Below are 24656 nucleotides of genomic sequence, written 5' to 3'. Positions count from 1 at the left end.
GCCCCATGCCCCATGCCCATTTACGACATCTGCTGATTATCTTCACATTGTCGTGAATAGTGAAATTCTAGGTTTTGTTTATCCCTAGTTCCTGTGTAAGCAATGGGGCAAAATTTTGTATTCGCACTCATGCAATCCATGTGGGGTGTTTTGGCACACACTATGAGTAAGCCGCCCAAAATGAATAATAAACCACACATTGCGGCTGTTTGAATTGAGGAAATTTCTAACGCACCGTGAACTACTACTTCTCGCAAGACAGATACAATGGTAACTTCGACTGCTACACCCACGGCAATACTATGCTCTTGCAGGTAAATCATCATCAGCCGAAATAATTCTACCAAAATTAATACAAAAAGTATTTTTGCTGTGACTAATTTGTAATCTAATGGCTGGGTAATGGCAATAAATATGCCCCATAATTGCAGCAACATCACAGCAAATAAACCTAAACACAAGATGATGACAATTAAGTCTTGAAACGCTTCCATGTTCTGCACGATCGCACGACGATCAAACCAGCGATCGCAAAATAAAAACCGACTTTTGACGCGCTTTTGCATTTACAATACCATTGCGATGGGTTAGGCTTAGACCACGCCAGATAGTCTAGTCCACAATACCAATTCACTCAAATTAACCAAAAATGCCAAAATTAAAAGTTCAAATCGCATCTGATTCTTTTAATTTTGACTTTTGAATTTTGAACTGGTATAGCCCTATTGTTGCTCAATCTTCAGGATTCGCGCCTTAGCGAGGTTGGTAATTTAAATTCTGTGCTTGTTGTAACAATTGTTGAGCATTTCTCGCCCATTGGGGATTATTTTGTTGACTAAATAAATCTCGCGCATATTGAAAAACTTGTGCGGCTTCTGCATATTTTTTTAATTGCATAAAAACTAATCCTGCACCATAATAAGCGCTGGCATAATTGGAGTTAGCAGCCGCAGATTTTCTAAAGGCTTCTAAGGCTTCGGGTAATTTACCTTGTTGAAACCAAAGTGAACCAAGATTATAGTGCGCTTCTGCATATCTAGGGTTAATTTTAATTGCTTGGCGAAACGCTTCTCTGGCTTGGTCGATTTTACCTTGTTGTAAATAAACTAATCCTAAATGGTAAGCTGGCTCTGGTGCATTTTGGCTATATTGCAGTGCTTTTTTAAAAGAGGCGATCGCTTTTTCCCAATCTCTCTGCTGTACTTTCAACAATCCCATATTATAGTGAGCAAAACCGAGTTTACCATCGAGTTCGATAGCTCGTTGTAAGTAATCATTGGCTAACTGTAAATTATTTCCTTCTAACAGCGAACCGCCTAAATTAGCAAAAGCGGGCGCAAATTTGGGATCGGCTTGGGTAGCTCGATAAAATGCATCCGCCGCAGGTTGTAATTGCCCAGCTTGGCGTAATGCTAGCCCTAAATTATAGTACGCTGGCGCTAATCTGGGATCGATTTGGGCGGCTCTTCTAAATAAAGCGATCGCATCTTGCAATCTCCCTGCTTGAATCGCTTGTAAACCCTGATTTAATACATCTATCGCTGGCGGATTACCAGACTGAGCTATTATTTGAGGTGGAGATATCGCCAAAATAGCACCAGGATAAACAATACCACCCCAAAGCAAAATAAAACTCAGCGCTATAGTTGGGCGCAAAGTATGCAATCCTGGAAAATAGCCAACCATTTTATATATTAAGTTTCCTTTCCTCCTCCCTGATTGCTGACTCCAAATCCTGAGTAAGTTCATTTCAACAGTCATACTTTCAACTTGCACGTTTAGTTAACTTTTCTTCATATTTTTTTGAATAAAAATCGGTTGAATTAACAAAAGTTCAACATCTGGTATTAAAGTTTGATTTAATTAACTTTTCTTTAGCTAAATCTTACAACAAACTACAATTTTTCGTTGCACCGATTAAAGGGAGGATAATAACTGATTAAAGAGGAGATGATTCTCCTTTAGAGAACCATTTCTATCCTTGAATACACAGGATAATGCGGTTAGTGATGACTTACCGCAAGGGAGGTTTTATGAACGAAAAAGTAAAATCGGGTTCGCGGAACGTTGCAATTGTCGGCCCCTATTTAAGTGGAAAAACAACTTTACTTGAAAGTTTGTTATTCGTCACAGGGGCGATTTCCCGGAAAGGTAGTGTCAAGGATGGTAATACAGTTGGAGATAGTGCGAATGAATCGCGCGATCGCCATATGAGTGTAGAAGTCAGCGCGGCTAGTGCCGAGTATAAAGACTTACGCTTTAACTTTATTGACTGTCCCGGCAGTGTAGAATTTGCCCAAGAAACCTATAGTGCCTTAATGGGAGTTGATGCGGCGATTGTAGTTTGCGAACCCATCCGCGATCGCGTCCACACCCTTGCTCCTTTATTTAAATTCCTCGATGATTGGGAAATTCCCCACATCGTCTTTGTAAATAAAATGGACAGGGCAAATATTCATGTTCTCGAAACATTACACGCCCTTAAAGCCGTTTCCAGCCGTCCCCTAGTCGCCCATCAATATCCCATCATGCAAGGGGAACAGCTCACAGGCTTTATTGATATGGTCACAGAACAAGCATATCAATATCATGCAGGCGCACCAGCTGATTTGATTCCCTTCCCCGAAGATTTAAAAGAAGAAGAACATATTGCACGAGCCGAAATGCTCGAAGCTTTAGCAAATTTTGACGATCACTTATTGGAAGAACTTTTAGAAGATATTGAACCACCCCAAGAAGAAATTATCAAAGATTTAAAAATGGAATTAGGGGCAGATTTAGTAGTCCCCGTATTCTTTGGTGTGGCGGAACAAGATTATGGTGTGAGACCTTTATTAGAAGCATTAGTCAAAGAAGCACCAGAACCAGAAGTTACAGCAGAACGTCGCTTAAGTAAAGTTGGCAATACACCAATTGCCCAAGTATTAAAAACTTACTACACTCCCCAAGGCGGCAAACTTTCCTTAGTCCGTGTCTGGCAAGGTAAATTAACAGATGGTATTGTTCTTAACGGTGTGCGTGCTGGTGGTATTTATCGGTTGATGGGACAGCAACAGCAGTCAGTGAATGAAGTATTAGCTGGAGAAATTGTTGCTTTAAGTCGTTTAGAAGGCATCAAAACAGGCGATATCCTGACTCTAGAAGGTCAGGCAAAAGTAAAATTACCCCAAGCTGGGCAATTGGAACCAGTGTATGCTCTGGCGATTACTCCCGAAAAGCGCAACGATGAAGTTAAACTCAGCAGCGCGATCGCTAAACTCTTAGAAGAAGATCCATCTTTAACTTGGGAGCAACATGGCGATACCCACGAAGTAATTTTGTGGGGACAAGGGGAAATTCATCTGCAAGTCGCTTTAGATAGACTGCGGCGCAAATATAACCTCCCCATGACAACCCACCTCCCCCAAGTTCCTTACAAAGAAACCATCCGCAAACCTGTAGCCGCCGTTCACGGACGCTACAAGCACCAAAGCGGCGGACACGGGCAATTTGGTGATGTATTCCTCGATATTCAGCCCCTACCCCGTGGTGAAGGCTTTAACTTCCGGGAAACCATAGTTGGTGGTGTCGTTCCCAGACAGTATATTCCTGGGGTAGAAATGGGTGTGCGGGAATTTTTGGCACATGGGCCTTTAGGCTTCCCGGTTGTGGATGTAGCGGTAACATTAACTAATGGTTCCTACCACAACGTTGATAGTTCCGAACAAGCCTTTAAACAAGCCGCTAGGTTGGCGATGCAAACGGGAGTACCCCAAGCACAACCCACACTGCTCGAACCGATTCTCAAAGTAGAAGTAACCACACCCAGCGAATTTACCTCGAAAGCGCTGCAACTACTTAGCGGTAAACGGGGGCAAATTTTAGGCTATGAAGGCCGAAATGATTGGCAAGGTTGGGATAATATCTCAGCTTACCTTCCCCAAGCAGAGATGCAAGACTTTATTGTTGAATTGCGATCGCTTACTCTTGGTGTTGGTTCTTTCCATTGGGAATACGATCATCTGCAAGAAGTACCGGAAAAACTCGCCGAACGTGTAATTGCTGGTAATGGCAATGGCCATAGTAACGGTAACAGTAACAGCAAGTAATTTTGATGGGATTTTGAATTAAAGAAATCCCATCAAAATAAATTATCCAACACGTAGGGGCACAGCATTGCTCAGTGGTGTTAACTTAACGCGAAACCCATAGCCCGACTAGGAATGAATTCCTAGTCTCATAGCAAAAGTCATCTAAAGATGACTAAAAATTCTCACAAATCCCTAGTCTACTTCAGTAGACTTGAACTATTAGCCTTGGAATTCATTCCAAGGCGGGTGACAAAGCTATTCGAGAGGCTATTTATAGCTTAAGTTGACACGTATGAGTAATGCTGTGCCCTTTCGATAGTAAGCTTTTGTAGGGTGCGTTATAACGAAGTTTAACGCACCGAAAATCTCGGATGGTGCGTTAGCCTATGGCATAACACACCCTACTACTTCAATTTAGTGGTTAGTAATGGTAACACTTCAATTACGACAATTAAGTGTTCCGCCGGGACACAGAGTGATGCTTCACAATGTTAGTTGGCAAGAATTTGAAGCAATTTTAGCAGAACTTGGCGAGCGTCGAGCAGCGCGATTAGCTTACAGCCAGGGAACTTTGGAGATGAGAATGCCATTACCAAAGCATGAGGTAGCTAAAGTTATTATTGGGGATTTAGTAAAAATTTTGTTGGAGGAATTAGAGATTGACTGTGAAAATTTTGGCTCAACTACCTTTAAACGTGAAGACATGGCTTGTGGTGTAGAGCCGGATGATTCATTTTACATTCAAAATCATGCTCAAATGATTGGTAAAGAGCGCATTGATTTAACAGTCGATCCACCACCTGATTTAGTAATTGAAGTTGATGTTACTTCTAAAACTCAACTGGAAGCTTACGAAGCTTTAAGAGTCCCTGAACTTTGGTTATATGAAGATGGCATGTTACAAATTAATCTTCTTCGGGATGGTAAATATATTCAATCAGAAATGAGTCCTAATTTTTCTAACTTGCCTATTGTGGAAACAATTCTTCGTTTTGTTGAACAAAGCCGAACTGTGGGGAGAAGTCCAGCATTAAGAGCATTTAGAAAGTGGGTAAGAGAGCAAATATAATATCGCGTTTAATTTGAGTTTGTGTTTTCAGGATCGTAATCAACGCAAAGAAATAAAGCAGTTAGTAATTCTTGCATAATGGCTGCGGATACTTTCCCTAAACACCTTACAAATCGCTCAGTTGTTACACTACGAACTTGCAAAACATTACCTGCTGAGTTTGAATCTAAGCCATTTTCATCAGTTTGCTGAATGGGAATCATGAAAGGGCGATTTTGGAATTTAGGTTGCCATGTTGCCACCGGAACAATCATCCGCATTGGAATAGAACTGAAAATATCAGAACTAATTACAACAGCAGGGCGAGTTTTTTGAATTTCCTGTCCTCTGGTGGGGTCGAGTTGCACTAACCAAATCTCACCTTTTTTGGGATTATTCATTTATTCTATCTCCCAATCTTCGCCATCTAAAACTGAAAACTCTGTTAATTCCGGGTCATTTAAAAAATCTTCGGCGGTGGCGGCGATAAAAGGTTTAAGTATTTTGTGGCGTTCTGCGATTGGTAGCCTAGCAATTTCTTGGAGAGATAATCTTTGTTGCGGTTGGGATACAGTTTCATCAACTAACTGGTTTTGATTTATAGTTCTTTGAACAAGAAACTCCACAAAATCCAGCACTTCTTGTTGCTTTTCATGGGAGAGACTGCGGAGATTTTCTAATATAGCTTGTTCAATATTGATGGTGTCAGACATATGTTTAATTGCTCATTAGCTATTGTTGAATCAATGCTTGAAAGCGCTCATCATCCCGAATGCTATCAAAATCAGAGTCAGTTTTTGCCCATTCACGACATTTTTCTGGATTAAGCTTAATTGCTGTTTGCAGGTTTTCAAATGCTTGCTCAATATCACCTTTGACAGCATAATAACAGGCTTGATTGTACCAAGCTTCGTGGTCATCTGGTTTAAATTCCAAGGCTTTGTCATAGCTGGCGATCGCTTCTTCATAGCGTCCTAAATTCCCGAGCGCATTCCCCCGGTTGTACCAAGCTTCGTGGTCATCTGGTTTAAATTCCAAGGCTTTGTCATAGCTGGCGATCGCTTCTTCATAGCGTCCTAAATTCCCGAGCGCATACCCCCGGTTGTACCAAGCTTGGTGGTAATCAGGTTTAAATTCCAAGGCTTTGTCATAGCTGGCGATCGCTTCTTCATAGCGTCCTAAATTCCCGAGCGCATACCCCCGGTTGTTCCAAGCTTGGTGGTAATCTGGTTTAAATTCCAAGGCTTTGTCATAGCTGGCGATCGCTTCTTCATTGCGTCCTAAATTCCGTAGCGCAATCCCCCGGTTGTTCCAAGCTTGGTGGTAATCAGGTTTAAATTCCAAGGCTTTGTCATAGCTGGAGATCGCTTCTTCATTGCGTCCTAAATTCCCGAGCGCATTCCCCCGGTTGTTCCAAGCTTGGTGGTCATCTGGTTTAAATTCCAAGGCTTTGTCATAGCTGGCGATCGCTTCTTCATTGCGTCCTAAATTCCGTAGCGCAATCCCCCGGTTGTTCCAAGCTTGGTGGTCATCTGGTTTAAATTCCAAGGCTTTGTCATAGCTGGAGATCGCTTCTTCATAGCGTCCTAAATTCCGTAGCGCAATCCCCCGGTTGTACCAAGCTTGGTCGTCATCAGGTTTAATCTCTAAAGCTTTGTCGTATGATGCGATCTCTTCTTCATAGCGTCCTAATTTCTCTAGCGCAATCCCCCGGTTGTTCCAAGCGTAGTCGTCATCAGGTTTAATCTCTAAGGCTTTGTCGTATGATGCGATCGCTTCTTCATCGCGTCCTAAATTCCGTAGCGCATATCCCCGGAAGAACCAAGCTTGGTGGAAATCAGGTTTAAATTCCAAGGCTTTGTCATAGGAAGCAATTGCTTCTTCATAGCGTCCTAAATTCCCTAGCGCATATCCCCGGTTGTACCAAGCTTCGTGGTCATCAGGTTTAAATTCCAAGGCTTTGTCATAGGAAGCAATTGCTTCTTCATAGCGTCCTAAATTCCCTAGCGCATTCCCCCGGTTGTTCCAAGCTTGGTGGAAATCAGGTTTAAATTCCAAGGCTTTGTCATAGGAAGCAATTGCTTCTTCATAGCGTCCTAAATTCCCTAGCGCATACCCCCGGTTGAACCAAGCATAGTGGTAATCAGGTTTAAATTCCAAGGCTTTGTCATAGGAAGCAATTGCTTCTTCATCGCGTCCTAAATTCCCTAGCGCATACCCCCGGTTGAACCAAGCTTGGTGGTAATCAGGTTTAAATTCCAAGGCTTTGTCATAGGAAGCAATTGCTTCTTCATCGCGTCCTAAATTCCCTAGCGCATATCCCCGGAAGAACCAAGCTTGGTGGTCATCAGGTTTAAATTCCAAGGCTTTGTCATAGGAAGCAATTGCTTCTTCATAGCGTCCTAAATTCCGTAGCGCATATCCCCGGTTGTACCAAGCTTCGTGGTAATCAGGTTTAAATTCCAAGGCTTTGTCAAAGTTGGCGATCGCTTCTTTATAATTTTGTCCAGCAGATTGCAATTGTCCCAAATTAATCAGTAAATCACATTGACGCTCAGGTGTTTGATGCTCTGCTGCTATTAATTCTTGAATTGCTAATATTGCTCGAGTTCTTTCTTCTGAGGTTAGCTTGAGATATTTTTCATAATCACCATCCTGAATAATGCGTGATGACTCTTGTGCTAAAGTTTCCGCATCTATAGGAAATTCAAATAACCCAGAACGCCAATCAAAAAAATCAGGCGCACGTTGAATAAAATATTTAATTGCAAATATCGGTAGCAAGAATACAAAACAGATATTAAAGTTATCTCTAAACCGTTCTCGCTGTTGGTTGAGGTTAATTAAAACAGGCGGTACACCCTTCCAACTGTATGAATAAATATCTCTACTATTCCAACCTGCAAAGCTTTTGCACTCTTCATATGCATAAAACGACTGCTCTAATCCTGTAATAAATAAAATATTTATTTCTTTTTTATTATCTAAATTATCAATTATTTCATATAAATTATTCACAGCTTGCTCAAGTCGTAGAACTGCAATTTTTTTATTGGGAATATCTTCTTTCACTTTGCTAATTAACTGCTCACCCTCAGCCGGAGAGCAACGAACAAATAATAAGCCAAAGCCTTCTGTAAAATTCAGCGTGCGGATTAAGGCTTTATATTCTTCATCTCCTTCTGTTGGTAAATCCCGATCCCAATCCGTCAGTTCTAGGGTCATAATCCAATACAGTTCAGTTAAAGATAATTGTAGGTTGGGTTGAACGTAGTGAAACCCAACAAATCGCCGAAAATGTTGGGTTTCGTTTCTCAACCCAACCTACACAATTTCTAATTGTATATATCTTTATATAAAATTATAATACAGCCCACGCAGGTGGGCTTCGTTCGTATAGCGACACCCTTCAGGGTGTTGCGTTCTATGCCGGATACAACCGATTAAAGGTATCTTGAAATTCCTTAATTCCCTTAATGAGAGGATGAATATCATACCAAACTTGACTTTCTCCATCTCCATTTAAATAACGATATTCTAAAATACAGCGATTAAATAATAAGCCTCGATACAAAGCATCATTTTTAATTTCTTTAGAATAATACACATTTGCCAGTGCTTCCCATTCATTGGCAAAAATCGTATTACGATAAGTATTTCGTAACTCGCTAAATGAACGCTGTAAAGCTCTGGTAGGAATAGGTAAACTGTTAGTGTATTTAATCGCCTCCTTCATTAATAATAATAAATTTCTGACATGACCTCCACTCATGAGGCATAATCTTTCTAAAGCTTCTCGCTGCTCAAACATATCGACAATAGATAAGCTTGGATCTATCAAACTCAGACGTTTTTGCAGAATTTCTGTAACTTTATTAATACCCCTTTGGTATGGTTGATTATCTGGCGTTTGTATCATAATCATCGGCAATACCTGAGTATTACCATAAATATTCGCTAGGTCAGCAGCACGGTTAGAATACAGTAAAGAAATGGGTATTGTATACAGCAAATGACAATCTAAAGCTTGGAGTTGTTCGCTACGATCGAGAAAAATTTGGTCGTGATTGCTGCGTCCATCTTCTTGAGGGATGGGTACAATTCTGTCTAAGTTATCAGCAATTAATACCAGTTGAGAATATCCTGAAGGTAAGTTCTTTTTAGCGTCTTGAATAAATTCATTTAAAGCTGCAATTAAAGTAATTGTATGGGGATTGACGCGATCGCGGATTTTTTGGCGTTGGGTGGGTTCTGTGCGCAAGTTTGCGGTTAATTTGGCGAATTGGGCAATTTGCCCTTCTATACTTAAGCTTTGTAAGGAAACTTCTGTTAATGCTAAATCTTTTAAGTCTTGCCAGCGATCGCTTAACCAGTTTAATAAACTAGCTGGGGAAGTGGTATCTTTTAATGATTCTAGTAAATGGCGGGTACAAGCTAACAGAATATCTGTATATTGGGCATCTTCTGGATCGATATCTTGTTCATCGGCGGGAAAATATACTACAAAGCAACCTTGCTCATCTAAATGTTGCTGTAACCGCAGTAATTCTGTAGATTTCCCCGCACCGCGATGACCTGCATATAATTGAGAGGTCATTCTGTCAGAATACAAAATCTCTCTACCTACTTCTACTAATATGTCTCCATCTCCCCGCACTTCTGTACAATCAACATAAGCCGGATCTCCTGCGGGTAAGGGGCGAAATGGATCAAAAGCATTGTATATCCGCTTTAATAGGGCAAAATCCGCAACCATAAATCTGAGTTTCCGATTTTAGCGCCATATTATCGCAAATTTACGGAGATAGGTAGAGAATTAAATTTTCGGGTGGGTTATGACTCAATACGGTTCAGTTAAAGATAAACGTAGGTTGGGTTGAGGAACGAAACCCAACATTTTCGCCGATTTGTTGGGTTTACACACGGTAAGCCCAACCTACGCGGTTTAAGGTTTTTGACGCTAACTGAACGGTATTAGGTTATGACTTTAGCGCCAAGTATTACTAAAATTGACGGTGCGTTAGCCTGCGGCGTAACACACCCTACTTGAAAAATGAGGCTCAAACGCTCATTAACGAAGAAAATATCCTCATTAACCAGGTTCCAAGACTCATTAACCAAGTTCCAAGACTCATTAACCAGGTTCCAAGACTCATTAATCAGGCTCAAAGACTCATTAATCAGGCTCAAAGACTCATTAATCAGGTTCCAAGACTCATTAACCAGGCTCAAAGACTCATTAATCAGGCTCAAAGACTCATTAACCAGGCTCAAAGACTCATTAACCAGGTTCCAAGACTCGTTAAGGAAACTCCAAAAAATAAATTATGCCAAATTGTAGGGGCGGGGTAATCCCCATTGGTGTCAACTTAACGCAAAACCAGTCTACCGCAAGGAACTGAAGTTCCTTGCTAATAGCCAAAGTCATCTAAAGATGACTAAATATTCTCAAAATCTTGAGTCTACTTCAGTAGACTTGGGCTATTAGCCTGAGAATTCATTCTCAGGCGGGTGACAAAGCTAAGAGTGAGGCTATTTTTAACTTAAATTGACACCTATGCGGGGTAACCCCGCCCCTACGAGTTGCGGGTTTGGTAAGTTAATGATTGGAATATTTTTTTATTTGGAAGTCCCTAACCAGCGCCGAAAATGTTGGGTTTCGTCCCTCAACCCAACCTACGCCTATCAGAAATCAGTGCGTAGCGGTAAAGGTATCTCGATCAATTAAGGATAAAAATGATAAAGGCTGACTCATATTAGCTGCAAAGCCGAGAATCCCTGGATCGCGATGTTCATACAGTAACTCGCCTTGGGAATTAAACAAAAAAGTTCCTCCTCGCTGAGTTAAGTATGCAGAGTTAGGTACATAAGTCTGCCAATTGCGCAGCACTTCTACCATATTTCGCAGTCGCAGAGTAGCTAATTCAAAGGGGCGTTGAAACCCACCGCCACCAGCTAATTGGAAAAATGAGCCTTTAAAAGCAGGTAGGGGAGTACCTTGAATAATTTCATCATCGCCAATAAGTTGCGGTGCTTGACGATCTCCCCGGTATCCACGAAAAACTTCTTTGAGGGTTCCCGGACTGCCTAACCCCGCACACATTAACATGAGATTAAGCCAAGCTTTCACAGATACCGAAAGTCCAGGAACAGCCAGATTCAACCCAGAATAAAGTTTGAGTTGTTGATGTAATTTAGCATCAGGTTCCATAAATAAATGTTGGGGTGAAAATCCTGTATATTCACAGAATTTTGTTCCCGAAGTGCGATCGCCTATTCCCACTGCACGAATAGCGAGTTGTTCCGCAGGAAATTTTGTTGCTTCGCGCTGTAACCACCAAGCATATTCCAGACTATCAAAATCCCCCAGTTGCGGCCAGACTAAAACAAGGATATGGGAAGCAGTCTCACAATTTTCTAGTATGGGTAGGGTGATGCCATCACTCACGCGCTGAAGTTCGGTCTGCTGAAGGATATTATAGGGATTCATTACCAAGATTAACTGCTATTTTGCTATGCAAATTTTAGCCTAATCGACAATTACCCATAAACCCGCCCCTACTCTGGGTTTACAGCAGATTTCAGGTAAATGAGTACGCGCTTCGGGGCATGGCAGTGCCAGTGCCCCTACAATCTGGTAGTCTGTCAATTTTGTTTTGAGGGGTTTTTGGTAGTGCGGGCAGCGTTCGACTGAGCGCTCACGCCGAAGTCTTGCCCGCGTGAGCGAGACGCTCACACTACTGTCCCTCATTTCAACCCTGACAGACTACTAGATAGATTGAGCAAATAGAGAGGCTGGCAGTTTTCATAACCTTTTCTTAATCTAAAAACAGACCTGTAATAGTTTAATTACTGACAATGACAGAAACAGAGGTGAAACAATTCTCCAGGTAGATTGTCAGTCACCGGGTTTTGCACGGCTTCATTAGGATTGCTATATGCTAATTCTCCTCACTTTTTCCCAAAATCATCTGGAAGCCTTCTCTAGTAAAGATGTTGATGTCATCCTGGAAAGAATTAGTAGCTGTGACAATATCTGGTTGCGCTGTCTTCGCTTTCGCGATCGCACTGCCATTGCCAAAATTATCAACCACTTTGGAATTAATCCATCTCGCGTTGATATGATTTTTAACCATTTTCCCATAGGTATTGATGAAGAGATAGAAGATTGTTTATTTGATAGCTATGAAATTATGACTAATCAAATCAAAAATCGCGATTTTGAGATAGCGCGTGGCAGTATTATAGTCAGAAATAATTTTATTATCACTTTTGAAACTACAGAAATTAGAATTCTCACTATTCTTAATAATAATCTTCAAAAGGGAATTTTAGATATAAAAAATTTTGGCATAGATTATCTTTTATATTTAATTTATAAAGATATCCTCAATAATTATCATAATGTATTTGACTATATTTCTAGGCAGCTTGATGATTTAGAAGATGCTGTTTTAGATAACTCTGGTGATGAATTAACTTATAAAAAGATTGCGACGATGCGACAATCGACTCGCTGCGGACGGCGAAATTTTCAAAGCATCAAATCACTTTTAGTCATGATGGATTATGAGGATTTTCAATGGTTAAGTCACCCAGTTAAAGAACTGTTTCAACAAGAATTAGTGCATCAAGTCGATAAACTTTTACAAGAATATCAAGCCTTAAGAATTTGGATGTCAGAATTGCTGGAAATTCAACGGGATAATATTGCTAGTAAAACCAGCGAACGCATTAATCGTTTAACTATCCTTTCGACAATATTTTTACCACTCACTTTTATTTCTGGCTTTTATGGTATGAACTTTAAATATATGCCGGAATTAGAGCAACATTGGGGTTATCCGATGGTAATTGTTGTGATGGTTATAATTGTGATTGGTAGTATCATGTATGCTAAAAAACAACGCTGGCTTTAGCAATATTACGTAACAGTAATTCTCAAATAGATGCGTAGGTTGGGTATAAGGTCGTGAAACCCAACATATACAAGGCGTTGGGGTGTTGGGTTTCGTTCCTCAACCCAACCTACATTTGTAGCTAGGGGGGATCGAAGTCTATGCAGCCTCAGAAAAAATCGGTATAACAGCAATTTTCAAGTAGTTTAATTAACGACATTTGCAAGGTAGTTAAAAAAATATATTTTGTAATTTTTGTATCTTTCATCTACCCTGAGATAGTTTTCTAAAATCTCCATTGAGGCTGGTTGATATTATTTAGGACAAATTTAAATAAATATATATTTAACCTTGAGTAAACCTTGGCTTAACTATAATTAAAACAAAACCCAGCTAAAAAATCTTCTAAAACTTGAGGATTTAAAGCTTAAATAGAGTTGATTAAATAGAACTAGGTCGTGGTATTGTAAGGGAAATAATTTCACAGTGAAAATCTTAATTTAATAAACACAATAATTATGAGTAAAGCAAAAAAGGCTAGCAAAGACCTTAATTTAAATAGTGCTGATTATTACTTTAATCGAGAACTTAGCTGGTTAGAATTTAATCGGCGAGTTCTCCACGAAGCGCTAGATATTCGCAATCCATTATTAGAAAGACTGAAATTTACGGCTATATTCAGTTCTAATTTAGATGAGTTTTTTATGGTGCGTGTCGCCATTCTCAAAGAACAAGTTCAAGCACAGGTATTGCAGCAAAATAGCGATGGACTAACGCCACAAGAACAATTAAAAGCAATCTATCAACGCCTACATCCAATGGTGATTGAACAGCATCATCACTTTGAGCAGGTGTTACGCAAAGAAATGGCTGCAAATGGTATTCATCTTTTAAATTACATCGATACTAATCAAGAACAGCGTCATTATTTAACACAAATATTTCAAACAAAGCTGTTTCCAGTACTAACACCACTAGCAGTAGATCCTAGTCATCCCTTTCCCTTAATGGCAAATCTCAGCCTGAATTTAGCAGTGGTAGTTAAAGCTCCCAATACAGGCGAAGAAAAGTTTGCCAGAGTAAAAGTCCCGAATATTCTGCCTCGGTTTATTTCTCTACCCCAGGAATTGCAACTACAAAATGGTAAATTGAGCTACTGGACAGCTGTACCTCTAGAGCAAATTATTGCTCATAATTTAGAATTTCTATTTCCGGGGATGATTATTAAAGAATATCATCTGTTTCGCCTAACTCGCGATGCTGATTTAGAATTAGCGGAAGAAGAGGCTGATGATTTATTATTAGCAATTCAACAAGAATTACGTAAGCGTCACTTTGATGGTTCGGTAGTGCGATTAGAAATTCAACCATCAATGCCTAAGTCTGTGAGACAGATGCTCACAGCAGAAATGGAATTGACTGAAAGTGATATTTACGAAATCAACGGCTTATTAAATTTAAAAGATTTAATGTCCTTATTGAAATTACCTTTACCTAATTTGAAAGATCCTAGTTGGAAACCTGTGATTCCTTCTCGGTTACGCCATTTACATCAGCAGCAGAAAATTGCCAATGTAGATAGCCCATATCACAATATTTTTGAGGTAATTCAGCAAAAGGATTTATTAGTCCATCATCCCTATGAATCATTTAGTAGCTCTGTAGAAACATTTATCGCCCAAGCTGCTCGCGATCCTCATGTCTTAGCAATTAAGATGACACTTTATCGCACTTCTGGAGATTCTGATATTATTAATTCTCTGATAATGGCGGCTGAAAGTGGTAAACAAGTTGCTGTGATTGTTGAACTCAAAGCCCGGTTTGATGAGGAGAATAATATTACTTGGGCTACACAGTTAGAAAAATCTGGGGTGCATGTTATTTATGGATTAGTTGGACTGAAAACGCACACAAAAATTGTGTTGGTAGTGCGTCAAGAAGGAGAAGAAATCAGGCGCTATGTGCATATTGGGACGGGAAATTATAATCCGAAAACAGCTAATTTATATACTGATGTTGGGTTATTAAGTTGTCGAGAAGATTTAGGTGCAGATTTAACTGATTTATTTAATTATTTGACAGGTTATTCTTGCCAAGAGTCTTATCGTAAATTATTAGTATCGCCTGTGAATATGCGCGATCGCATTATCGCCTTAATCCACAGAGAAATCGAATACTGTAAAAACGGCAAAAGCGGTCATATTATCGCCAAAATGAATTCTTTGGTCGATACGCAAATTATTGCTAGTCTATACGCCGCTTCTCAAGCTGGGGTAAAGATTGACTTGATTATCCGAGGTATTTGTTGTTTGCGTCCGGGAATTCCCGAAGTGAGTGAAAATATTCGCGTTATTAGTATTATAGGGCGATTTTTAGAACATTCGCGGATATTTTACTTTGCAAATGATGCACAAAGTGAAGTATACATTGGTAGTGCCGATTGGATGCCACGTAATTTAGATCGCCGCGTAGAAGCAGTTACACCTGTAGAAGATGTTGAGATTGTGCAAACTTTGCACAATATATTAGCAATTATGTGGACAGATAATCGACAAGCTTGGGAACTACAATCAGATGGTTCTTATATCCAACGTCGTCCCCAGGAAGATGGAGTAGAACGGAGTTCGCAAAAGATGCTCATGGAAAAGATACAACAATTATCCACTAATAAATTGTTGACAATTCAAAATTAAGAAAGCCATATTTAGCAAGGGTTTTTGAGTTGGGATCTGTTGCTGAATGTTGGAGAATTGGTATGAGTTACAGATAAACACCTGATTTGTTGCCAATTCTCCCGATTTTTAGGAATTATCGTCCATAAAAGGGTTTAATATCCCTACGTCTATAAGTAGTAGAATTTTCAGTCAGGGTTTAAATCCCCGTCTGAAATTGTCTTTAATTGGGAGCATCCCAAATGTGCAAAAACGCCCTCACCCTATAAGGGTGGGGCTAGAAATACGAAGCCTGCCTTGGCAGGCTATCAAACTTTTAGCCTGCCAAGGCAGGCTTTGTTGGTATAGCAATACCCTTCTAGGGTATTGCGTCAAAATTGGGATGCTCCCCTTTAATTTTGAATGTTGAATTTTGAATTGTTAACATTTTCTCCTTGAAACAGTGCAATCACATCAGCCGCATGACGGGCGTGCATATCCAAGAGATTCATTTCCCAGGGTAAAAATCGCCGGGGTTGGCGAAAATGGGTAGACAAGACACCAACTAAATTACCTCTTTGAGTGGTGAGGGGTTTAGATTGAGTGGCGCGATATCCAGATGCTTTGGCGATCGCGCGATCGCTAAGGAAATTGGTATCAGTTTCCATATCTTCAACAATCACAGTCTCACCAGAACACAAAGCAGCAATGCAGGGTGAATATTCAGCGATGCTGACTGTATGTAAATTATCGAGGGATCTGGCATCAAAGCCGCATTGCACTGCTAGTAACAGAGTACAGGTATCTTTATCAAATAGATGAATGTAGCCCATATCCGTGCGGTGCATAGCGATCGCTCTTTCTAATAAATTCTCCAGTGCGTCTTGCAACATGGGCGATATCGGTAACTGCGGGTACAGTGATGTGGTGTTGTGGAGTTGGGTTGATGATAAAGCATTGCCCTCACATACCAAACTCACCAATAAAGGAGCGATCGCTTCTCGGGGTAAAATTTGGTGAACGCAACCAGTAGCGATCGCCGCTTCTGGCATACCAAAAGCCACAGAACTAGCTTTATCTTGAGCCAGAACAATTCCCCCTTGTTGAGATATTGTTTGCACGCCTTCTGCACCACCTTTACCTGTACCTGTCATCACAACTACAACAGCGCGCTCTGCGTAACTCTCTGCTACAGACTCAAAAAAGTAATTTACTCCATGATGCCAACCATGTTTACTGGATTGGAGAGCCAGAGAGATTGTACCGTTGCTATGAACCACAAAATAATACCCTGGTGGGCAAACATATACCACTCCCGGCTTGAGTCGTTCCCCTTGATGTGCCCAGCATACCGTTAAACTCGTGCGTAACTGTAATACTTGCGCCAACACATTACTTTCAGTGATACTCAGATGCTGCATACAGAGAATCGGTACCGGAAAATCCGCAGGTAAACCAGAAAGTACCTTCCGCACTGCTGTAACTCCACCAGCAGATGCCGCGATCGCTACAATCGCAATTTTTGATTTCTGCAGATGTCTATTACTATGCATTTTTTTATTTAATTTTGTTATGGGCATGGGGCATCCCTACCCTTCGGGTTCTGCTTTGCAGTACGACTTCCCTCAGGGCGAGTGGGGATGGAGCATGGGGCATTGAAGAGGCTTTTCTCCCCTGCCCCCGTTCGGACTTTGGCGTCAGCGCTTAGTCGAACGCTGACGCCGAAGTCAAAAGCCTGCTCCCTTGCCTCTTCCCCTTTGCCAAGAAAGCAATAATATATTTTTTTAATTACAAGTTCCTTATCTGTCTGCTTACTCTTCTGCTTTCTGCACCAGCTTTGCAACTTTCGCCTGAATTTGCTGGATTCTTTCCCTAGCTTGTCTAGCTTCCTCCTGAGCCTGTAGAGCTTTTGCCTTAGCCTGCTGAGTTACCTGAGTAATCTTTCTCGCTTCTTCCCTGGCTTGTTGTGCTTCTTCACTGTCTAAATGGACTTCTCGAACACACCACCTGATTCTTTCATCCAATGGTGGCTCTGAAAGAATGACTGGATTTGGCGCGTGCCAATCATCAAAACTGTTAGACATTACAGAAGTAAAGGCAATTCTTTGAGAAATTTTTTGCTCATAACATAAGCTTAGTCTATCTAAGAGCTGCTACGATAAAAGATTTGCAAAAACTCCTAATTTATCCTTTGTCAGGATTTAGATAAACACTTTTACGCACCTGGGTAGATGCGATCGCCGCTCTATTCATGGTAGCTGGAATGAATTATCTCAAATTGTATGTGGGGAGTCACCCCGTCCCTATGAGTTGTTACTTACAAATGACCAATGACAAATTACCAATCTAATACTCAATTTTACACTTGGCAAAATTATCGCTGTGCTTACGAAATTCAGCAACTAAATAATTCTTCACCTCAAGGTATACCCTTATTACTAATTCATCCTGTTGGCGTAGGTTTATCGCGGCAATTTTGGCAAAGATTTTGTCGAGAATGGTATCAATCTGGACAGCAAAACCAAATATATAATCCTGATTTATTGGGATGTGGTGAAAGTGATATGCCCCATGTAGCATACAATCCCGATGATTGGGCAGAGCAGTTAAATTACTTTTTGCAAAATGTAATTCAAAAACCCGTAATTATCTTAGTACAAGGTGCTTTATTATCGATTGTTATTAAGTTGGTGCAAAAATCACCCCAGTTAATTCACTCCTTAATATTTGCTGGGCCTCCAGCTTGGGCGACTATTACGAAAACAGCACCAAAATGGCAACAAAAACTTGCTTGGAATTTGTTTGACTCACCTTTTGGTAAAGCTTTTTATCTTTATGCACGCACGCCAAAATTTTTGCGCTCTTTTTCAACCCGGCAACTTTTTGCTGCCGGCGATACGGTAGATGCAGAATGGTTAAATGCGTTATTAGCGGGTGCAGAAAATACTGCTAATCGCCATGCAGTTTTTTCCTTTTTAGCGGGATTTTGGCGACAAGATTATAGTCAAGAAATTGCGTCTATTCATCAACCGACATTAGTTGTCGTTGGGGAACAAGCCTCAAGTATCAGCCGCGAAGGTAAAGCCGAAACTCCAGATGAACGCCTAGCAGATTACCTCGCCTGTTTACCTCATGGACGAGGAATCAAACTAACTGGGCGTAATGTTCTACCATATGAATCGACTGCTGAATTTGTAGCCGCGATCGCACCTTTTATCGCTGAACCTGCTGGTAGCCGCTCCTAGCTGGTAAAATTGTACACTTATTGACATTTAGACTCGCGATCGCCTCATACTATCCATTGATTGATAATTTTCGGAGGTATTATGCTGTCAAATCGCCGAGGACAAAGAGTCCCCAATGTAACATTCCGTACTCGTCAAAACAATCAGTGGGTAAATATCACCACTGACGATTTGTTTGCTGATAAAACAGTGGTTGTCTTCTCCTTACCAGGCGCTTTTACTCCAACTTGTTCTTCTACCCACCTACCAGGTTATAACCAGTTGGCGAATGTGTTTAAAGAAAATGGTGTTGATGACATTGTTTGTATTTCTGTCAACGACGCCTTTGTGATGAATGAATGGGCAAAAGACCAAGAAGCTAGTAATATCATTTTAATACCTGATGGTAACGGTGAATTTACTGAAGGTATGGGAATGCTTGTAGATAAATCAGACCTGGGCTTTGGTAAACGCTCTTGGCGTTACTCCATGCTGGTTAAAGATGGTGTAATTGATAACATGTTTATCGAGCCAGAAGAACCAGGAGATCCCTTTAAGGTATCTGATGCAGAAACCATGCTCAGATATATTAATCCCCAAGCAGTGAAGCCGAAACTAGTGTCTTTATTTGCAAAAGTAGGTTGCCCTTACTGCGCACGTGCTAAAGCTTTACTCAAAGAACATGGCTTAAATTATGAAGAAATTGTCTTAGGTAAAGATGTAACTACTCATTCTTTAAAAGCAGTTACAGGTGCAACAACAGTACCCCAAGTCTTTATTGATGGACAATTAATTGGTGGTTCGGAAGCTTTAGCAGTTTATTTTGGTAAAGGATAGTTTATAGTTTATAGTCAATAGTCAATAGTCAAGGGTGAAAATTGTTGACTGTTGACTGTTGATTGTGGTGACTGTGAGCTTCAAGAACTTGGAAATTTTGCTCAACCTATTTTTTTGTAAATTTTACAGTTAAATGAATACACGGAAAATAATTCTTTTAATTACTTTGGTTATCCCCGGTTTAGCAGTGGTAGGGGTATCGCTTTATTGGTTTATTTTAGATTATGCAGCATTAGGAAAAGCGGAAATTTATATAGAACAGTTGGCACGAAATAAGCAAGCGAGTGATAGACAATTAGATTATGCCTATCATCGCACTTTAGCCCATCGGATTAATGTATTTGCTGATGGAACTTGGGGATTAATTGGCGGATTAATTACGGGACTTGGTATACATGGAATAGCTACTATTCAAGAGCAACCTCAGAGTAAAAATAAAGCAGAATAATTTGTAATTCGTAATTACCGCAGATTGCCAGTTGGTGAGGTACAGATAAGTGTTTATTGTAGGGGCACTGGCACTGCCATGCCCCAAAGCGCGTACTATCATAGAAAAAAAAGAGCTTGGTGATATTATTACCAAGCTCTAAGTTATCTCAATCAACCATTGAAGGAAAAAGCTTCAAACTAAGCAGTAGGTTGTTCTAGATTAACTTTGACAACCTTGTTTTTTTCTTGCTCAGATTTGGGTAATGTCAAAGTCAAAATACCATCTTGATAATCTGCGGTAACATTGGTATTTTGAATTCTCGCTTTTAGGGGAATTACACGCTGAAATTTACCGTAATAAAATTCAGAACGAGTCCGCTCTTGATTTTCAGTTTTCCTTTCTGCTACTACCTTCACAGCATTTTCAGTTACTTCAATATCTACATCTTTAGCTGCTACTCCAGGTAGTTCGAGTCTGAGATACAAAGCATCGTCAGTTTCCGTCAATTCGGCTGCTGGAGTCTTCAAGGTTTGTGCTTGTAACTCTTCAAAAATTTTATCAATTTGACTTTGCACTGTAGCGATTTCAGCGAATGGGTTGTAACGTAAAATAGCCATATCTTTTCTAACCTCTAATTGTTTATTTACTGGAGTTACGATTTAATTCGTTGCTTTGATTCTTATATTAATCACGATGAAAACTTGTGTAAATTCGGTTTTTATCACCGCAATCGTGATGATTACCGAACTCAATTATGCAGGAAAATATATTACGGTTTCCGCGAATTTTACGGTTCGGTAAACCAGAATGTAAATTGCTCTAATTACCTATAATTAATATTCTCAAATTAGAGATTTACAGCGATTCAAAGTATCTTGGCTGATGACTAACTATTCTTTCCTGTTCGCTGACTGATGTGAGGGCTATAATAAAGCATCATCAGCAGATAGCTGAAGAAAACTCAAGACTAGACTGGCTGGTGAGAAATTATATGGTAGTAAGTTATACTAATTAGACTGGTATTGAGAAAATTTATCCCCTTGTGGGGAATAGAAAATGCGATCGCCTAATCTGACATATCATGAAGTATCATATTTGCGACAAAGAAGCGACACCCGAATGGCTCACCCTAGAATCCATTGATTACATTGCTGATTGCTTAGAAGCTTGCGAGACAATGGAAATGTTAGCTGATTTACGCGCTATTTTCCCCAGAGTGGCGCTACGCTGTGCAAGTATCAAGGTAAATGCTGTTCAACGTCAAATCATTGGGGAATGGTTGCAGCAGATGAACCAAGATGAAGCTGCTGCATAGCAAATCCTGTTAACCGATGAAAAGCTAATTAAAGTCAACAGTCAACAGTCAACAGTCAACAGTCAACAGTCAAAAGCTTAATATATCAAGTCTTGTGACTGTTTGAATTGGTAGATTTATTTACGCCGTGTTCTACTGGCTTCCTGTCTTGAGCAGCACAAAAGTATCAGATTGGCTTCATACTTCAATATGTATTGAATTACGCTAAAATTTATTTAATTTAACTTAAACTTAATCATACTACTTTACACAAATAACCTCACAGCTACGTAGGGTAAAAACATTTTTTACCATAAGAAATATTTGATGTCTTACTAACATTATTTAATTAAAAATTAAACCAATTTGAAAAAAGAATGCGACAGACTGTAGGGGCATGGCAATGCCATGCTCTCTAGAATATATTGATGTATCACAGACAATATTTAAATTGATATTAAGTTGATAATATCTAATTTTCTCCCTAAAGATAGAGACATTTTAAAAAAGTTGCAGAACACTGGTAAGAACAACTTTCAGCTTCAATCACGGTGTAAAAATGTGGCTTAAATATGGTGTAGATATAGAGGAAAAATTGATATGTATCTCTCAATTGACGGCAATAATCATGAATTTACCATGTGCATGGGTTGTAAATTCATATATTAAATTTATTAAAGTTTGTTGAACTTATTGAAGTTTTTTAAATGTCCTAGTTTTTAAAATTTGCAGTGTTATCTTATACAAGACAAGTTCGATATATTGGGAAAAACCATGAAAAGTCTTGCTAAAATCGGACGGCGATTAATTTCAATGTTTTTGCTTGTGCTTGTGAGTAGCTTGATGTTTTTGCCATCTCCAGCGCTGGCTGCTGATTGGGTACAAGTTAATCGGGACAATTTTTACGGCACAGTGTTGCACTCTGACAAGACTGTAATTTTACTGGTGCTTCCATCCTTTTACACTGAGTACGATCATGGAATGTTTCAAGAGCAAATAGCAAACATCAAATCAGAAGTTGAAAATGCTTATGGTGATAAATATACAATTGCTATCAGCAGCGATCGCGAAAATCCAGAAATTTACTATAGTATTCCTGCACCACGGATCTTCCCACCTTTTCCTGTAATTACTGCTTTTAAACATGGGGAACGGTTATTTGGAACATTTATTTCGCCAGACTCTCCCACATTTGCAATTGAAAGGATTAACGATCAAATCGCAAATAGCTAATTTTTCATTTCTCAAGCATCTGGTAAGCGTGAGACATCTTTGGCTTTGTTAGGGTATGTAGTAGGAAATTCATCGATCAAACTCATATTTGATTTCTCAAATTAAAGTAGGGTGGGTATTGCCCACTCTACTTATATTATTTGGCAACTTTGATTATTCATGTTCAATAATAGGACAAATAGTGGAATGATGCTTATCTGGTTTAATTTCCCAACCGGAAAGCAAACCAGATAATTCTTGTCTCAAAATCATTAATTGCTGAATTTGTTCATCAATAGCTTTTACTTTATCTTCCAATCTCATCTTGATATGTTCGCAAGGTAGTTTGCCGCTATCATGAACGTTTAAAAATTCTTTAATTTCCGATAAACTTAATCCTAAACTTTGAGCGCGTTTAATAAAATGCAGTCGTTCTAACACATCAGCGTTAAATAATCTAAATCCGCCTTCTGTTCTTCCTGATGATTTGAGTAAACCAAGTTCTTCATAATAGCGAATAGTTTTAATCGGTACGCCGCTTTCTTTAGCAACTACACCTATCTGCTTTGCTTCTGCTTGAGCTAACATACTTACCAAACCCTGAGTGCGATATGATTATCGATTTTATGATAGACTCTCCATTTGACTGGAGAGTCAAGAACGTTAACGTCAACGGGAGCATCCCAAATGTGCAAAAACGCCCTCACCCTATAAGGGTGGGGCTAGAAATACGAAGCCTGCCTTCGCAGGCTAAAAGTTTGATAGCCTGCGAAGGCAGGCTTTGTTGGTATAGCAATACCCTTGAGGGTATTGCGTCAAAATTGGGATGCTCCCACGTCTTCAGCTCACAGCCTGGGGCTAAACAAACAAAGCCTGAGAAATATTGAGTTGTAATAAATACGCAAACGCGCCTTGCCCCCATGTCTAAAGCCCGGTAGCTCTCCACGGCGCGATGACTTTGGTGACTCTGGAGTACCCAAATACGACTTTGAAGAACTCCAATACGACTTTGAAGTACCCAAGTACGACTTTGAGGTACTCCAATACGACTTTGAAGTACCCAAATACGACTTTGAGGTACTCAAATACGACTTTGAAGTACCCAAATACGACTTTGAAGTACCCAAATACGACTTTGAAGTACCCAAATACGACTTTTAGGTACTTTTTTGCGAATAAGGGACTTCCAAATAAAAAAATATACAACTATTTATTGTGGGGTGGGCGTCTCGCCCGCCCATAGTCAAAGGCGGGCAAGACTTCGGCGTGAGCGCTCAGTCGAACGCTGCCCACCCCACAAGATTGGATAATTTATTTCTTGGAAGTCCCTAATAAGAATCAGTTTCGGCAAAATCTTTTCGCTCTTGCAAGTCAGCAACACTAGCAATTGTCGCCAAGTTTCTTTCTGAGTTATTTTCTGCAGCTTGAACTGCGATCGCACCATGAAACATATTCATTCCACAACTAAAAGCATACTCGCCTGGTGTGTCGGGTGTAAATTCTACTGTTGTGACTTGATTCAGGGGTAAATCTGCGGCGATACGAAAGTCGGGAATTATTACTTGTTCTAAACAACTACTGGGATCTGTGCGGGTAAATTTCAGGCGTACTGGTGTCCCGGCTTGCACTACAATTCGACTGGGATCGTATCCGCCATCAACGGTAATGGTTACTTCTTGAATATTTTCTTTTGTTGCAACTGCTGTTTGAGATTTGGGTTTACTCAGCAAAAACCACCAAATTTCTAAACCCATTAATCCCAATCCGCCAAGAGTAACGGCGATTTTATTTCCTATTGGTTGTTCAATGCGTTGAAATTGCTGGGTTTGGATTGTTGGCGATGAATGCGCTTCGTGGGATGTTTGCGCAACTGCTTTACTAGATGCAATTCCGAATAATATCCCAAAAATAATTATACTACCGATTAATGCTGTTTTCTTCACTATGAAAAAACCTCTTGTTTTATTGCGCTTTGCTTGTTTAGAGACGCGA

23 protein-coding genes are annotated in these 24656 nt (G+C 40.0%); 10 read left to right on the top strand and 13 right to left on the bottom strand.

The window, feature by feature from the left end; genetic code table 11:
- Positions 1–20 precede the first annotated feature (20 nt).
- Positions 21–566 (bottom strand): phosphate-starvation-inducible PsiE family protein, encoded by a 546-nt coding sequence (locus tag AACW45_RS18120; protein WP_190633982.1) that lies wholly within the window; start codon positions 564–566, stop codon positions 21–23.
- Between the two features lie 187 nt (positions 567–753).
- Positions 754–1686, bottom strand: coding sequence for a tetratricopeptide repeat protein (locus tag AACW45_RS18115; RefSeq protein WP_190633980.1), 933 nt, complete (start codon positions 1684–1686; stop codon positions 754–756).
- A gap of 347 nt (positions 1687–2033) precedes the next feature.
- Between AACW45_RS18115 and AACW45_RS18110 the strand changes: the two genes are divergently transcribed.
- A complete protein-coding gene (locus tag AACW45_RS18110) occupies positions 2034–4088 on the top strand; it encodes an elongation factor G (RefSeq protein ID WP_190633978.1) in 2055 nt (684 codons plus the stop codon).
- A 409-nt stretch (positions 4089–4497) separates the two neighbouring features.
- Positions 4498–5139, top strand: a complete 642-nt coding sequence (locus tag AACW45_RS18105; protein ID WP_190633976.1) for a Uma2 family endonuclease — start codon at positions 4498–4500, stop codon at positions 5137–5139.
- A gap of 8 nt (positions 5140–5147) precedes the next feature.
- Here AACW45_RS18105 and AACW45_RS18100 read toward each other — a convergent pair whose 3' ends face one another.
- From AACW45_RS18100 to AACW45_RS18075, 6 genes are all read right to left on the bottom strand, one after another.
- Positions 5148–5519 (bottom strand): type II toxin-antitoxin system PemK/MazF family toxin, encoded by a 372-nt coding sequence (locus AACW45_RS18100; protein ID WP_190633974.1) that lies wholly within the window; start codon positions 5517–5519, stop codon positions 5148–5150.
- Complete coding sequence (locus AACW45_RS18095) at positions 5520–5831, bottom strand: DUF2281 domain-containing protein (protein WP_190633972.1); 312 nt, start codon at positions 5829–5831, stop codon at positions 5520–5522.
- Positions 5832–5850: 19 nt separating this feature from the next.
- Entirely contained in the window at positions 5851–8343 is a 2493-nt protein-coding gene (locus tag AACW45_RS18090) for a tetratricopeptide repeat protein (protein ID WP_190634025.1), read from the bottom strand.
- A gap of 199 nt (positions 8344–8542) precedes the next feature.
- Positions 8543–9874 carry an AAA family ATPase gene (locus AACW45_RS18085; protein WP_190633969.1) on the bottom strand — a complete coding sequence of 444 codons (1332 nt, stop codon included), beginning with the start codon at positions 9872–9874 and terminating at the stop codon, positions 8543–8545.
- Positions 9875–10092: 218 nt separating this feature from the next.
- On the bottom strand, positions 10093–10392 hold the full coding sequence (locus AACW45_RS18080; RefSeq protein WP_190633966.1) for a hypothetical protein: 300 nt from the start codon (positions 10390–10392) through the stop codon (positions 10093–10095).
- Between the two features lie 418 nt (positions 10393–10810).
- Positions 10811–11608: a peroxiredoxin-like family protein gene (locus tag AACW45_RS18075; RefSeq protein WP_190633964.1), complete on the bottom strand. Its 798-nt coding sequence runs from the start codon at positions 11606–11608 to the stop codon at positions 10811–10813.
- Between the two features lie 448 nt (positions 11609–12056).
- Here AACW45_RS18075 and AACW45_RS18070 point away from each other — a divergent pair, with 448 nt between their 5' ends.
- A complete protein-coding gene (locus AACW45_RS18070; RefSeq protein WP_190633962.1) occupies positions 12057–13037 on the top strand; it encodes a magnesium transporter CorA family protein in 981 nt (326 codons plus the stop codon).
- Positions 13038–13534: 497 nt separating this feature from the next.
- A complete protein-coding gene (ppk1, locus tag AACW45_RS18065; protein ID WP_190633960.1) occupies positions 13535–15709 on the top strand; it encodes a polyphosphate kinase 1 in 2175 nt (724 codons plus the stop codon).
- A 371-nt stretch (positions 15710–16080) separates the two neighbouring features.
- Here the strand turns inward: ppk1 and AACW45_RS18060 are convergent, their stop codons facing one another.
- Both AACW45_RS18060 and AACW45_RS18055 read right to left on the bottom strand, forming a co-directional pair.
- Positions 16081–17247 (bottom strand): chemotaxis protein CheB, encoded by a 1167-nt coding sequence (locus tag AACW45_RS18060; protein WP_190633958.1) that lies wholly within the window; start codon positions 17245–17247, stop codon positions 16081–16083.
- 231 nt (positions 17248–17478) lie between these two features.
- On the bottom strand, positions 17479–17751 hold the full coding sequence (locus AACW45_RS18055) for a hypothetical protein (protein WP_190633956.1): 273 nt from the start codon (positions 17749–17751) through the stop codon (positions 17479–17481).
- A 246-nt stretch (positions 17752–17997) separates the two neighbouring features.
- Here AACW45_RS18055 and AACW45_RS18050 point away from each other — a divergent pair, with 246 nt between their 5' ends.
- From AACW45_RS18050 to AACW45_RS18040, 3 genes are all read left to right on the top strand, one after another.
- On the top strand, positions 17998–18912 hold the full coding sequence (locus AACW45_RS18050) for an alpha/beta fold hydrolase (RefSeq protein WP_190633954.1): 915 nt from the start codon (positions 17998–18000) through the stop codon (positions 18910–18912).
- Between the two features lie 81 nt (positions 18913–18993).
- On the top strand, positions 18994–19728 hold the full coding sequence (locus AACW45_RS18045; RefSeq protein ID WP_190633952.1) for a glutathione peroxidase: 735 nt from the start codon (positions 18994–18996) through the stop codon (positions 19726–19728).
- Positions 19729–19861: 133 nt separating this feature from the next.
- Positions 19862–20176 (top strand): hypothetical protein, encoded by a 315-nt coding sequence (locus AACW45_RS18040; RefSeq protein ID WP_190633950.1) that lies wholly within the window; start codon positions 19862–19864, stop codon positions 20174–20176.
- 179 nt (positions 20177–20355) lie between these two features.
- Here AACW45_RS18040 and AACW45_RS18035 read toward each other — a convergent pair whose 3' ends face one another.
- Positions 20356–20775 (bottom strand): Hsp20/alpha crystallin family protein, encoded by a 420-nt coding sequence (locus tag AACW45_RS18035; RefSeq protein ID WP_190633947.1) that lies wholly within the window; start codon positions 20773–20775, stop codon positions 20356–20358.
- A gap of 464 nt (positions 20776–21239) precedes the next feature.
- Here AACW45_RS18035 and AACW45_RS18030 point away from each other — a divergent pair, with 464 nt between their 5' ends.
- Positions 21240–21473 (top strand): hypothetical protein, encoded by a 234-nt coding sequence (locus tag AACW45_RS18030; RefSeq protein WP_190633946.1) that lies wholly within the window; start codon positions 21240–21242, stop codon positions 21471–21473.
- Positions 21474–22226: 753 nt separating this feature from the next.
- Complete coding sequence (locus AACW45_RS18025) at positions 22227–22685, top strand: hypothetical protein (RefSeq protein WP_190633944.1); 459 nt, start codon at positions 22227–22229, stop codon at positions 22683–22685.
- Between the two features lie 153 nt (positions 22686–22838).
- On the opposite strand, the gene AACW45_RS18020 is transcribed toward AACW45_RS18025, so the two are convergent.
- Positions 22839–23252: a heavy metal-responsive transcriptional regulator gene (locus AACW45_RS18020; RefSeq protein ID WP_190633942.1), complete on the bottom strand. Its 414-nt coding sequence runs from the start codon at positions 23250–23252 to the stop codon at positions 22839–22841.
- A gap of 324 nt (positions 23253–23576) precedes the next feature.
- On the opposite strand from AACW45_RS18020, the gene AACW45_RS18015 reads away from it, so the two are divergent.
- A complete protein-coding gene (locus AACW45_RS18015; protein WP_190633940.1) occupies positions 23577–23825 on the top strand; it encodes a hypothetical protein in 249 nt (82 codons plus the stop codon).
- A gap of 167 nt (positions 23826–23992) precedes the next feature.
- On the opposite strand, the gene AACW45_RS18010 is transcribed toward AACW45_RS18015, so the two are convergent.
- On the bottom strand, positions 23993–24607 hold the full coding sequence (locus AACW45_RS18010; protein WP_313933785.1) for a cupredoxin domain-containing protein: 615 nt from the start codon (positions 24605–24607) through the stop codon (positions 23993–23995).
- Positions 24608–24656: the final 49 nt, after the last annotated feature.

This window comes from Calothrix sp. FACHB-168 (assembly GCF_963889195.1).
Taxonomy (GTDB): domain Bacteria; phylum Cyanobacteriota; class Cyanobacteriia; order Cyanobacteriales; family Nostocaceae; genus Aulosira; species Aulosira anomala_A.
This window is presented reverse-complemented; position numbering and strand designations above follow the sequence as displayed.